This window comes from Carboxydothermus hydrogenoformans Z-2901 (assembly GCF_000012865.1).
Lineage (GTDB): Bacteria > Bacillota > Z-2901 > Carboxydothermales > Carboxydothermaceae > Carboxydothermus > Carboxydothermus hydrogenoformans.
Genome location: NC_007503.1, coordinates 1,523,167 through 1,536,528 on the forward strand (window position 1 = coordinate 1,523,167; position 13,362 = coordinate 1,536,528).

A 13,362-nucleotide genomic window follows, 5' to 3' on the forward strand; every position below is an offset into this window, starting at 1 on the left:
AGTATAAATAGAAGATGATAACGGATGGCCGCTGAGATTGCAGGTACCATCATAAAATCGACTCCAGCCACTACCCGTAATATAATATCATTGGGAAATAATCTACGGGGTGATTCGATTGGCTAATATTTTTGAAGACTTCTCAAAAGAGTTTTACCAGCTTCTAAAAAATTTTATTAAAAAGCAGGTTTCTCAGGAATCCGACGTGGAAGACATTCTTCAGGAAGTAATGATTAAGATTTATAAAAACATTGATAAATTAAACGATAGCAGTAAACTCCAAAGTTGGATATACCAAATAGCCAAAAATACAATCATCGACTATTACCGTAAGCAAAGTAAATCTATCTTTCTCCATGACAACCTTGTGTTTTACTCGAGTCCCGTTGAGTCTACATTTAATAAGGAAATTGCTCAGTGCTTAAAAAATATGATTGATCATCTTCCCGACCCGTATCGCCAAGCAATTTTACTCACCGAATATCATGGCTTTACCCAAAAAAAAGTTAGTGAAAAACTGGGTCTTTCTGTTTCCGGAGTAAAATCTAGAGTACAGCGAGCACGCAAGATGCTTAAAAACATGCTTGAAAACTGCTGCTACCTGGAATTTGATCGACTTGGCAATATAATTGATTACCAGCATAAAGACACAAACTGCAAATATTGTTGAAAAAAGGACGTAAGGCAGATGCGTCCTTTTTTCTTTTTTACCGTCTTAATTAATAAAAATGTATTTTTAGGAGGAGGATTTACTATGGGAGAAGATAAAAATACCACCGACTGCTGCTGTACAAATAAATCTACCTGCTGCGGGGAAAGTAGTGAAGTTTCAAAAAACCATGAAAATCGTGAGCGTCTAGTCATCGACTTTTTGTATCTGGACCTTGATGTTTGCGTGCGGTGCCAGGGGGCAGAAAAATCGCTGGAAAGTGCAATTGATGATGTAAAACATGTTTTAGAATTGGCGGGCATCGAGGTCGTTGTAAATAAAATAAATGTCATAAATGAAGAATTAGCAAAAAAATATCACTTTGTAAGCTCTCCCACCATCCGCATCAATGGCCGAGATATTCAACTTGAAGTTCATGAAAATACTTGCCAGTCCTGCGGAGATTTATGTGGCGATGAGGTGAACTGCCGGGTCTATGTTTATAAAGGTCAGGAGTACACCGTCCCGCCAAAGGAAATGATTGTAGAAGCTATTTTACGAGAAGCATTCGGCGGAAAAGAAAACCACCGGGCAGAAGAAAAGCAGGAGAAATATGTTCTGCCTGAAAACTTAAGACGTTTTTACGAAGGCTTAAAAAGCAAGCCAAAAAACTACTGCTGTTAAACTCTTAAGAAAAGAAAAAAGCCTTTGGAACATTCCCAGAGGCTTTTTTCTTTTTTTGATCACCCTTTCCGCAATCCTAAATTTCCGCTCTTTTCTGAGCCAATCTTAACTTTGTTAGTTAGCAAACAATGTGCTACCTAAAAACAATCGTCAAGTTGTTAATTTTGCAAAAGTACTCATTTCCTTAGCGATATTCTTACCATTTTCATAAAACTTAAATATTATCTATAGCTTTCTTTAACCTCCGCTAACGTTAGGAAAGAAGATGACTTCATCTTTATCAGATAAAACATAATCCTCTTCCACCATTTTGCCGTTTACGGAAATAAAGTGAACTTCATTTACAGACAATCCTAATCTTTCTTGCAGGTCTCTAACCGTTTCTCCTTTCTCGATTTCAACGTATCGAAACTTACTAAATGCTGGATATGTAAAAGACAGAATACCTAACAACTTTACCTTAACCTGCATTTATTGTAAATACCTCCTCTTATTCTTAAATCCCTAATAATTTAATCAATAATTCGAAAAACAAATAAAGTCTTAACCCATCACTTTTTCAGAATAAACGATTAATTTATTTTTCTACAAGGGAAGCAATAATTTTTGTATACATGCAGGTTAAACTATGATATAAGTTTTAGCATGCCGATTGTATGTATTCAATTTCTCCGATAACTTATAGGGCCACAGTAAGATTATCTCTTGAAAAGAGAAGCTTACTGTGGCCACTATATATAAATCTCCAACAACTGACTTGTTGTTTGTTAATTTAACTTGACATGATTGCAAATTCCAAGCCCAATTCCTTTAATTTTTCAGGCGTAGGATTGCCGGTAGCCTTATCCCAACCCATAGCTTCATAATATGCATCAAGCATAGCGTCTAAATTTACTACCTTAAGTCCCTTTGCTGGACCATTCGGAATTGCCTTGGTAAAACGTTTAGGCAATTTGTCATGCTCCCGGGTAAAGCCTTCACGAGCATTAAAACAGCGTTTCAGATTCCAAGAGCGTTCAGCTGCTAACATTAACTCTTCTGCTGTTACATCCCATCCAGTAAGAGCGCTAACAATCTCAGCATACAGCTGCGGTGTAATACAGCTACCTTCAGTTCCCCACGAGTAGAAAATACAAGCTCCTAAAATTTCACTGATTTCACCTTGTAATGCTACGTAGCGGTAAGCAACTCCCTTTTGCGGCGATTCATCCTGGATCTCTTTGGGTGGCCAGGGCATCCCGAATTCTTTCATGCCGCAATCAAGTTGCCCAAAGTCCCATGTGCTTGCCCAGTTGGGGTGCATATGACAACCTCCGCGCGGGGAGACGGCATACTGCAAAGCAAGAACCTTAGATTCAGAACGTGGCTCGTGAGCTGGTAGTTCAAGTCCCTTTACATGGATAGCTGCCTCCTCTGCAGCAGGCCCAAGTTGTTCAGCCATACGTTTTACACCCTGTGCCAAAAACTCACCAATTCCTTCCCGGTGGGCAATTTTTTCAACTAATTTTACCATTACTTCTCCATCGCCCCACCGCAACGGCATCCCTTCCGTATCCTTTTCAGTTAGCAATCCCTTTTCATAGCACTCCATTGCAAAACCAATGCTCATACCTGTACTTACTGTATCCAAGCCATAAACATTACACAAGTAATTAGCTCTAATAATTGCCTCTAGATCATCCACCCCACAAATTGGTCCAAACATATCTACAGTTTCATACTCGGGGCCCTCCATAGGAGGTGTAGCATATTTTCCACTCATCACTGAAGTATACCGTCCACAGGCAAAGCTACAGCCATAGCAAGCCCGTCGTTTAATTTGATATTTCCGGTTTAGAACCTCCCCGGAGATCTGATCAGCATTTTCAAAATAGGTCTCTTGGAAATTCTTTGTCGGCAAGATTCCTAAGCTATTATTTAATGATACCAAACCAACCGTACCTAAGGTAGGTATACTACTTAAGGGATAATTCTTCAACCATTGCTCTGCTTTCTCAATAGCCGCAGCAAATTCTTTCGGACGGGCAACTTTAATACCTCCACGGCCATTCACCACAACCGCCTTCAAATTTTTACTACCAAAGACCGCACCGATACCTCCACGACCGGCCGCTCGTCCTCTATCATTGATCAAAGCAGCATAGAGAACCCCGTTTTCACCCGCCTGACCTATGGTTGCTACAGAGATTTCCGGGTCATCAAGTTCGCGTATCAGGGTATCAGTAGTCTCTTCTACATTAAGGCCCCATAAGTGTTTAGCAGCTTTAATTTCTACTTTTCCGTCGTGAATGTAAATGTAAACAGGCTCTTTTGCCTTACCTTCAATTACCACAAAGTCAAACCCAGCATACTTAAGCTTTGGACCAAAAGCTCCTCCTGACCTTGCCTGGTTCCAGGTACCAGTCAATGGCGATTTATAACATACCTCGTAGCTTCCACCACTGGGACAACTTGTCCCCGTTACAGCACCAGTTGCCAATACAACTTTAGCTTCTGGAGCCAAAGGACCAATGCCAGCAGGCATTTCCTGATAGAGGAGCTTGGCTGCATAACCAACACACCCCATATATTTGCGTAACTCGTTCTTATCCAGTTCTTCTACCTTAAATTCACCACTGGTCAAATTAACCCGTAACAATTTGCCTGCAAATCCGTACCACATAAACAGCACCTCCTATCTGTTCCGAACCGCATGGGCCATAGCCCAAAGTTCCCGACGTTTGGCTGCAGCTTTATTTGCAACCTCATATCGAATAGCATTCTGTGGACAATGAGCTGCACATGCCGGTGAGCCTCCACACAAATCACATTTAGCAGCCATCTTTGTTTCTTTATCTATTCTGAGCACACCAATTGGACAAACATTTGTACACATACCACAACCTACACACTTTTCCTTATCTACAACTACAGCCATTGTTTTTTTATCGCGTTTTAGTGCTCCAGTTGGACAGACATTTATGCATAAGCCACATTGAATACATACCACGGGCACATCTACCGCCGGCTCTCGACGCACCACATACACATTACTTCGCGAAGGATTTATCTCTCCATATTTAGTTAGAGAACACCACATCTCACAACGGTGGCATCCTGTACATAAGGAAGGATCTACCATTAACATTTTAGCCATATTTAGTCACCTCCAAAAACTGATCTCTTTACTATTGTTTAATTCTACCGCCATCTCCCTCATCATTGCCCATTTACAACTTTTCTACTTATACCTATATCCTTTATGTAACGACTTTTTCTCCACGACATACAGGCAAAAACAAAGCTCTGAGGGGTATACTCATCAATAACAATAAGCTTCGTACAATTCACAATATTGAGAATAGATCACCTTTCCACAAACCAGTCCTTTTTCCGTCAACTCACCTCCTTAACTAAGCTTAAGGAAACTAACTTCGTTTCTTCAGCAAACACAAACTTAAAAGTTAGAATTCCTGTATTTCCCTCCTTTCCCAAATATGCGAGGAATAACTCAATCATAAATTTTGAAAAACATTTCTTTTCAGAATTCTACTTGGAAAATATCTAACACAGGAAATTTGATGTTTGATATTGTCAAACATCGTTCTTATTCTCAGTTTTTATTCGACAAAAAATTCAATTTTCCTTCAAAAAAATCAAAAATATTTTTCAACCTTATATTCATTAAGAAAACCGCACCTGCTGTTAAGCTTTTAAAATACACAAAAAAGCCTTTGGGCGAAAACCCAAAGGCTTTTTATTTAATTACCCTTTCCGCCATTTTAACTACAAAAATAGCATCATTTATGGCTTTTTGGGCATCCTGCAGGGTATATTCTTCGGTTGGAATAAAATCTATATCTCCATAAAAGGCAAATTCCCGCTCTTTTCTAAGCCACTTAGAAATTCGCATAATCTCGGGAATATTGGAAATAACATCAGCTGGCAACTTTTCCTGATGCTCCGACAGGAGAGGGCTAACGTCATGTTGTTTAGGCGGGTCAATTCCTATCTGCCTGAGCATCCCTTTAACCGCCAACTCAACAATCTCCTGGGCTTCACGAATAACATCTGAATAGGCTTCTTCTTCAAGAAGTACATTTAGGATTTTCAGGCGTTTTTGCGCTTTTAAAATAACCTCCCCATACCGGTAGTCCTTTTTCAATACCCAGTACCATCCTCCACCCCGGTAAATTTTTTCGGTCCCCAATCTTTGGAGTTTTTCCTTTAAAGAACTTAAATAATTTTTAAAAAAATCTTCTTTATCATACAAAATTTTTGCATCGTCTATCATGTCTAAAAAAAGAAGGCTTCCTTTTAACACTTCATCTTTTTGTTTAATCACAGGAGAAAGATAAGTATCTATTCCCTCATTTTTTAATTTATTTAAAAGGGGCTCAATTTTTCTTTCAACTTCTAAAAATTCTTCAACTCGTGCTATTCTACCCCGAGGAAGGTCCGAGGCAATAATTAGTAAATCTATATCCGAATCAGGCCTGAAAGTACCTCTGCCTACCGAACCAAAAATCGCCAGGGTAATAAGCCTTTCACCATAAAAATCTTTTACTTCTTTTAAAAGATTATCAAGAATAATATCAAAATATTTTTTGTACATCAAACCACCCCAAAAGTATTGTGGTTTCAACTTCAAACTACCATAATTTTCATTTATTAGCAAGTAATTAAAGCTCAATCGCTTCCTGCTCAAGCCTGATATTTAGGGCTAACATCATTTCAATAACCATCCTAAAATCCTGATAAACCGGGTCTTCCAGGGCTTTAGTAAGTTTACGCCGGTAGCTTTCCGAAAGCTTCATCCCCCGTTCCTTATATTTTAAAAGAGTATCCAAATCCATCCAGAGCGGCTTAAAGGGAATACCCGTTTCCCTTTTTAAATGTAAAAAAATATTAAAACCGCCCAGGTCAATATCGCCCCAGTGGTAAAAATCAATATTAAATCCCCGATTTAAACAATACTCATAAATTTTCCTTAAAAATTTCCGCTCCATCTTCCCGGCAAAGCCACCCAAATAAAGAACTAAATCTTCAGGATACCTTCGTACATACTGGTAATAGGAAGTTAAATTTTCTACCGTCACCACCCGCTGAGCTGCAAAATCGGCAATTTCCAGCTGCAGGGCAAGTCCGGCCGGAAAAGCTACATCATAATTAAGCCCTTTAAGGTTAAAGAGCCGTCCATCGGGGTATTTAAGGATAACGGGACCGGCAAGATGAAGGTAAACCGGGTTATTGACCACCCCAAACTCGGCAAAAACGGCATCCCCGGATACCTCAATATCTTTAAAGTAGTATTTTTGCAAAAGGGCGGCAACTTTGCGCTCCACTTTTAAAAAAAGTTTACTATCGCCCAGATACCGCTGGCTAAAAACCCTTTTGGGTATTTCTTCGTTATTCAGGGAAAGAGCATTTAATACGGTAACCATTATTTCAGCATCGTCATCAAATAACGGCTCTAACAACATGTCTTTTTTCAGTTCCCCGAGCCATGCGGGAAAATCGTTTAAATTAGCCCAAAGCTTACGGTAATGCTCTTCTTTTTCTTGAGGTTTTTGCCGGGAAAGCTTTTCATAAAGAAGCTCTGCTTTTTCAGGATTTAGTTTAACATGCCTTAAAAGATTATCTTTTTCAAACCGCTCCCAGACTAAGGTGATAAACCCCTCCCGCTCCCAGTCTTTAAGGGCTGCATGAAACAAAGCTTTAAACTCCCCATCGGTAAAATAGCGGGGAAAGTTATTTTCGGCAATTTTGATAAGCGGCCTTTTCCCCTGTTCATATTTCTCCAAAAGCTCCTCTAACAGCTTTTTAACCGCTGGCGCTTCCAAGCCTTATCCCTTCCTTGGAGCCATCATAATAAAATTCCTCCACAAAACTTTGGTCACCGGCGCGTAGTACCAATAAATTGGTTTCCACATGAGGAGCAATCAGAGCAAGCTTATCCGATGGCACGGCTATAATAGGCTGCAGACCGTAAAATTTCATAAACCTTATGCTTGACTCCACCCTGTCGGCATCCATCCGGTTAAAAGCTTCATCAAAAAGCATCAGCCTTATAGTGCTGTCCCCCCGGTGTATCCGGTAAAGCTGGACAAAAGACGCCACAATTGCCACATAAAAAGGCGTCTGCGTTTCTCCGCCGGACTTTAAACCGTAGACTTTGGAGTAATGAGAAGTGGTTCCATCACCGTGGAGAATCTCAATATCATAGGTTAAGTAGTTCCGGTAGTCGGTTAAGCGGTTTAAAAACTCCCCGGCCTCTTTATCCCGGTGTAAAAACCCTTCAAACATTTCGTCCATTACTTCTTTAAACTTTTCCCGGAGTACCCCGCTAAAAAGGCTTGTCTCCCCGGGAGTTAACTTATCCACTTCATCGATAAGCTCCATGTATTTTTTATACTCCGGAGCATTTTCGTACCTGAACCGGTATTCATCCTCTCCAAATTTTATGCCCCGCAAAGCAGCATTTAACTCCCGGAATACCCCTTTAGCTTCTTCAATGCTTTCTTTTAACTTATGCACAAAATGGGATTTAAACTCTTCCTCCGCCTGGGCTTTCGCCCGCTCCATCCGCTCTTTATAATCCGGAAGCTCACTTTCGGCAAGTTTTCTGTATAAATCAAGAAAATCGGTAATATCATCCCCGGTTATGCTGCCGCCAAAAGCATACTTCTGGTTAAATTTACTTCTTAGCTCCGTTAAATCCGCCCGAAGATTATTAATCCTGGTCTCAAGACCTTTTAAACTGCTTGAGAAATTCTGGGCAATTTGTCCTGGGCTTTTTCCTTTTAATTCTTCCTCAAAACGTTTTTCCCCATCACCCACCAAATCGGGATTTTGGGAACAAAACTCATCGTACTCCCTCCGGGCAGATTCAAGTTCCATCTTAAGCTGTTTTTCTTCCCCTGCTCTAAATTCAAGTTCTTTTGTAACCATTCCCACCCGTCCCTGAACTTTATCTTTCTCTGCTTCCAGAGCTTTTTCTTCCAGCACAAGTTTGGCAAGGCTTTCTTCCAGAGCTTCAATTCCAGAAGTATCGATACTTTCCCTTTCCAGGGAAAGTTTTACTATTTTTTCTTCGATTTCCGCAAGCTTCAAAAGCTCCATCAAGCGGTCCTCCAACAGAGCATACTCCCGGTCCTTTTCATCCCGTGCTCCAGAGAGTTCCTCCTGGCGTTCGGTAAGCTTAAACTTCTCCCTGTATAACTTATCAAGTTCCTGCTCTAATTCCCTGAGGTCCTGTTCTCTTTTCTCGATCTGCTTTTTAATAGCGCGGCTGCCGATGTAGGGAATTTCGTAAACTTTAAAATCAATTTGCCGGGCAGTATGGTTTTGATAAACCATGCAGGTCGGGGTTATCGACCGCGGATAAAGTTTTAACTGCCCCTCGTGTTCGCACTTTATTACCCGGCCCATTAAAAACTGGGCATATGCCAGAGCGTAGGGATTCTCGCTGGTAACTTCTTCCGCCAATGAATTTTTCTCAATTTGTCCTAAATACTTTTTCACCCGGCCGGTATTGACAATCCCCACCCGGGAAATTCGCCGCTCCTTTTTATACCGCTCGTAAATGGCAAGGGCCCGGTCAAAATCCTCCGGCGGCAGGATGATATCAAACCTCTGGGTATTTAAATATCCCTCCACCGCATTCTGCCAGCGTTCATCCTTGACCTCAAGTAACTCCGCTAAGATTTTCGGCTCCACTTCTTTTTTCGCTTCTTCCCGAAACTTTTCCTTTAAAAGATTAATTAACGCCCCTACTTCCGGAGGATAGGTATGCTTGTTTTGCTTTAATCCTTCAAGAATTTCTTCGATTTCCTGTTTTAAGGCCTTTTTAGTAGAAATCTCGGCTTCTATCCGGTATAGCTCCTGCGCCGTTTGTTCTTTTAAATTTTTCCGAAAGTTTATAAGTTCCGGTAAAAGCGCTTTTACGTCTTTTAGCCTTAAATTTAAGACCATTTCTTTTAAAATTTCTGCCTGGCTAAAACCGTATTTTTTATATATTGTTGCTTCATTCTGTAAAAAAGTCTGAACTTTTTCCTGTAAGGTTTTTAACCTTTTTTGTTCCCCTTGGAGCTCTTTAATTTCTTTCTCAATCTCCGTTAACCTCCGGTATGCCGAATTTTCCCAGAGGGCTTTATTGACATTATCCTTTTCTTCCCGTACCTCTAACAACCTTTTTGTAAGAATGTTTAGCTTTTCCTCAAGCTTTGCCTTTTCACCGGCAAGCTCTTCCATCCTCCCAATAAGGCTTTGATACCTCTCCTGTAAATCAGCAAGATTACCCCGTAACACCAGGTAGCGGTGCAGGTTCCGGGTCGTTATGTCTTTTTTTAGCTGTTTATGTTTTTCTAAGATTACTTCTAAATCGTGTAATTTTCTCTCGGTTTCTTCGGCCAGAACCAAAAACCGGTCATACTGCTCCAGGTTTTCTAAAAGATTTCTTAAGTCGATTTCCCTGGGCTCTAACAAATATTCATAGACAAATTCCCGGATGTCCTTAATTGATTTAAAGGAAATGGCCTTAACAAATAAAGAGAAAAACTTTTCATGGATGTGCCCCAGTTTTGTCCGCAGCTGATGTTTATACGCATCTTTGGCCAAAAGCTCTGCATTTTTTAAAGACCCCATTTTAGCGCGAAACTCGGTAATATTCCTGGGCCGCTGATCAACGATAAAATAGTCATCGTTAATAGAAGCATTATTTATGATAAAAAACTGTTCTTTTAACGTATCATCGCTGTAGGCATCAATTACTACCCCTACCAAAAACGGCTCCTTTTTCTTATGGTCAAAAAACTCAAGGCAGATAACGGAAGTTACGTCACCGGTTCTTAGTACCCGTTTCCCCAGGGCCCCGTCGGCCCCGGTTTTACAGCGCACATACCCCAGTAAATCCCTCTTGGAATGTTCTTCCCCTGCCGATGAATTAAAGCGCACTTTCCTCTGGTCCGCCACCAGAACATACTGGATAGCATCCAATATGGTTGATTTACCGGAACCGTTATCCCCGGTTAAAAGAGTTGCCCCTTTTAGTTTAATGGTTTCATTTTGAAAATAATGCCAGTTTATAAGCTTTATACCCCTGAGCTCTTTAAAATTTTCAACTTTCATCGGCTTCTCCCTCCGCATCACCGCTCTTCAAGCTCTCCAGATACGCCCGCAAATCTTTATCGGTCAGAACCACCGCCAGAGTTGGAAGCAAGACTATTCTCGTCTCGGGAAAAGTTTGTGCTCCATCTGGTAGGATTATCAGCCGGTAACGGGAAAACAGGGAAAGACATTCTCTAAGAGATTTCTTATCCAAAGGTTTATCTTTAATTCCCAGTTCCCGAAATCTCTCCTGAATATCAAACACCGTCACCAGTGGATTTTCCGCAAGAGATAGCTCCCGCCGCTTTTCCTCATAAAGGGTTCGTAAAATTAAGAGTACTAAACTTTCCACTAAATTTAACCTAAGCTTGTTAAAATCACTGCTACCTGCCGCCTGGTAAATCCTCTGGGCTGCAAAATGCACCAGTTCCCAGCCGGCAAGCTCTAAAAAAGCTCGCACTTCTTTTTCATGCTGGTAGATAAAATAATAGTCTTTTCTATCCTCTTCAAGGTCCCGGATCACAAAATTTTGCGCAAGCAATTTATTTACCGCCCGGGTAAATTCTTCCCGGGTTTTAGGCGAATAATCCTTGATTAAAAGAAGCTCTTCCATTTTTTCCCTTCCTTACAATCTTAATGTTTTTAAACGCAAAAGGTCCCTTTTGCACTTTCTCCCCAGCAAAACGCCGCTTGTCTTCTTTAATAACATAAGCTGCTTTTTTATGGCGAAAATACGCATTTAGATAAATTAACTTGATAAAATCCTCCAGGTTTTCTACCAGTTCTACCGCTTCCACTTCATCCCGTCCCCGGGCTTTTTCCAGGAAAAATTCGTTTATAACCTCGACCGAATACCGCTCCCTTACTTCTTCCAGGGTTTTCCTTAAAAGTTCTTTTTTCTTCTCCAGTGGTAATTCCACAAGCTTTTGTTCCGGCCGGTGTTCGCTGGCCGGTCTTCTTGGTTTATAAAGGGGATCATTGTTAAAAAATTTAAATTCATTAAGTTTTACAGGTAAAGCATGTTCTAAATAATCTTTTAATGATAGCTCTTTTTGCATTACCTGTCCGGCGATATAATCTAAAATATCTATAAGCGTCCTGGTTAAATCCCGGTCAGTTTCCAATAGATACTTAAGCTGCCGGTAAGAACTTTTGGCATAAAGAGCGTTATACCGGTCAATCTCCTCCAGGTAAAGATCAAGTTCCCGGTAGGCAGTTCTGATAAACGATGTTTTTTCGTAAAACTCCTGCCGAATAACTTCTTCCGGCTTTTCTTTATCCCGCTCCTGGTAAAGTTTTATTATTTCATCCACATATTCGCTTTCCCATTCGTTAATTTTGTTAATAATTGCCGGACGGTAGCGGGAAACATGGTCGGAAGTTTTCAGGCGGTGGTAGTTCTGGTCGATAATGTTCTGGGTATATTCTTCAAAGTGAAGGATTAGAAGTTCTTTTGCCGATGTTTTACTTACCGCTTCTTTGATATAACCTTTAATGTTGTCTCTTAGCGTCTTTAAGCTATTTAAAAGATTCCGGGTTTCCCGGTAAGCGCTATCTAAAGCCAAATCTTTCTGCAATTCGGCTTCCGGAGAACACAATGCACTGTAAGTAGCAAAAACATAACCACGGTATTCTTCCGTTTGCCGGTTGGCTATTTTCTCCAGAGCTTCTAACATAACCCGGGCAGGCTCGGTAATCGTTACATACTGCTGGTAGTCATTATCCTCTTCTAAATTAAACCAGCCCACATCAACAGAACAAAGTCTTCGTAAAATAAAATTGGCCCGTTCCCGGGCGTTTCCTATCTCCTCTTCGCCCTCTTCGGGAACAAAATCCTCCCGTTCTTCAAGAACGTCGGTTATTAAAGCAATAACATCCTCCCGCTGAAGCCGAAAAGGAGTTTGCTGGTAAAGTTTATAGATTTGTAAAAGTAAATCGGCGTAAATCTCCCGATTGGGCCCGGCCAGTATTCCAAAAAATCTTTCCCGGTACTACCGAAAATAACTTCATTCTCTCTTACCCCAAATGTATGATTTTTTTTATATCATAACAAATTCTCAGGAAATTTCCAAAAGAAATGTAGTTTTAGTTTTTTAATTATATAATTCTCCAGCTTTCGACCTTTACCTGCAAAAATTAACTTTTCTAAATAAAAACCAGCCGCACCGGCTGGTTTTTATCGTTGTCATTTGTCCAATTTTAATTTTTGTTTTTGTGCGATTTATATTGACATTTTTGTGCTATTTTAAGTATACTATTATTAGATATTGTGCTATTTTATTTAAAGTGAGGTGAAAAAATGATAATATCTGCCACCGAATTTAAATCCAAAATTGGTAAATACCTTAAGCTTGCCGAAAAGGAAGAAATCATTATTACCAAAAACGGCAAACGTATTGCCAAGCTAACAAGTGCTGTAGAAGACAAAACTGCTCTTGTTAAATCTTTAATAGGTATTTTGCCTCATACCATATCCGAAAAGGAAGCAAGAGAGGAGCGCCTTGCAAAACATGAACGTCTTGATTGACACTAACGTTATTTTGGATGTACTTGGCAAGCGTGAACCTTTTTTTCAGCACTCAACGTCAATTTTAATGTTGGCCGCTAAAAATAAAATATCAGCTTCTATAACTGCTAATAGCTTAACCGATCTACATTATTTATTAAAAAAGTACCTTAAAAACAATGAACAAATAAAAAATGCTCTTAAAAGCTTAATAGAAATTTTAGATATTGTTGACATTACAAAAAACGATTGTCTAAAAGCCTTTGATTTACCCATGGACGATTATGAAGATGCTCTTCTTGCGTTTTGTGCAAAACGGGTTAAAGCTGATTATATCATTACCAGAAACATAAAAGATTTTCTAAATTCACCCGTAAATCCAATTACCCCGGAAGATTTTATCTCACGCTTTTTTGCCGAAGAAAATATTTGATGC

General features: G+C 40.1%; 12 protein-coding genes. 4 read left to right on the forward strand and 8 right to left on the reverse strand.

Translation table 11 applies throughout. From position 1 onward, the window contains the following. Positions 1-109 precede the first annotated feature (109 nt). Positions 110-670: an RNA polymerase sigma factor SigZ gene (sigZ, locus tag CHY_RS07990; RefSeq protein WP_011344604.1), complete on the forward strand. Its 561-nt coding sequence runs from the start codon at positions 110-112 to the stop codon at positions 668-670. Positions 671-754: 84 nt separating this feature from the next. Beyond that, positions 755-1,333 (forward strand): DUF2703 domain-containing protein, encoded by a 579-nt coding sequence (locus CHY_RS07995; RefSeq protein ID WP_011344605.1) that lies wholly within the window; start codon positions 755-757, stop codon positions 1,331-1,333. Positions 1,334-1,570: 237 nt separating this feature from the next. Here CHY_RS07995 and CHY_RS08000 read toward each other — a convergent pair whose 3' ends face one another. The 8 genes from CHY_RS08000 to CHY_RS08040 form a co-directional block, all read right to left on the reverse strand. Next, positions 1,571-1,804 (reverse strand): MoaD/ThiS family protein, encoded by a 234-nt coding sequence (locus CHY_RS08000; RefSeq protein ID WP_011344606.1) that lies wholly within the window; start codon positions 1,802-1,804, stop codon positions 1,571-1,573. A gap of 301 nt (positions 1,805-2,105) precedes the next feature. After that, positions 2,106-3,995, reverse strand: a complete 1,890-nt coding sequence (locus tag CHY_RS08005; RefSeq protein ID WP_011344607.1) for an aldehyde ferredoxin oxidoreductase family protein — start codon at positions 3,993-3,995, stop codon at positions 2,106-2,108. Between the two features lie 12 nt (positions 3,996-4,007). Then, positions 4,008-4,469, reverse strand: coding sequence for a 4Fe-4S dicluster domain-containing protein (locus tag CHY_RS08010; protein ID WP_011344608.1), 462 nt, complete (start codon positions 4,467-4,469; stop codon positions 4,008-4,010). A gap of 600 nt (positions 4,470-5,069) precedes the next feature. Further along, positions 5,070-5,927, reverse strand: a complete 858-nt coding sequence (locus tag CHY_RS13010) for a HEPN domain-containing protein (protein WP_011344611.1) — start codon at positions 5,925-5,927, stop codon at positions 5,070-5,072. 67 nt (positions 5,928-5,994) lie between these two features. Then, a complete protein-coding gene (locus CHY_RS08025; RefSeq protein ID WP_041537721.1) occupies positions 5,995-7,155 on the reverse strand; it encodes a DUF2220 domain-containing protein in 1,161 nt (386 codons plus the stop codon). Beyond that, on the reverse strand, positions 7,136-10,441 hold the full coding sequence (locus CHY_RS08030) for an ATP-binding protein (RefSeq protein WP_011344613.1): 3,306 nt from the start codon (positions 10,439-10,441) through the stop codon (positions 7,136-7,138). The genes CHY_RS08025 and CHY_RS08030 overlap by 20 nt, the downstream gene beginning before the upstream one ends. Next, positions 10,431-11,033 carry a DUF4194 domain-containing protein gene (locus tag CHY_RS08035; RefSeq protein ID WP_011344614.1) on the reverse strand — a complete coding sequence of 201 codons (603 nt, stop codon included), beginning with the start codon at positions 11,031-11,033 and terminating at the stop codon, positions 10,431-10,433. The genes CHY_RS08030 and CHY_RS08035 overlap by 11 nt, the downstream gene beginning before the upstream one ends. Further along, on the reverse strand, positions 10,996-12,390 hold the full coding sequence (locus CHY_RS08040; protein WP_338031312.1) for a Wadjet anti-phage system protein JetA family protein: 1,395 nt from the start codon (positions 12,388-12,390) through the stop codon (positions 10,996-10,998). The genes CHY_RS08035 and CHY_RS08040 overlap by 38 nt, the downstream gene beginning before the upstream one ends. Before the next feature lie 329 nt (positions 12,391-12,719). On the opposite strand from CHY_RS08040, the gene CHY_RS08045 reads away from it, so the two are divergent. Further along, on the forward strand, positions 12,720-12,947 hold the full coding sequence (locus tag CHY_RS08045) for a type II toxin-antitoxin system Phd/YefM family antitoxin (protein ID WP_011344616.1): 228 nt from the start codon (positions 12,720-12,722) through the stop codon (positions 12,945-12,947). After that, positions 12,931-13,359: a PIN domain-containing protein gene (locus tag CHY_RS08050; RefSeq protein WP_011344617.1), complete on the forward strand. Its 429-nt coding sequence runs from the start codon at positions 12,931-12,933 to the stop codon at positions 13,357-13,359. Before CHY_RS08045 ends, CHY_RS08050 begins: the two co-directional genes overlap by 17 nt. The last annotated feature ends 3 nt before the right edge of the window (positions 13,360-13,362 follow it).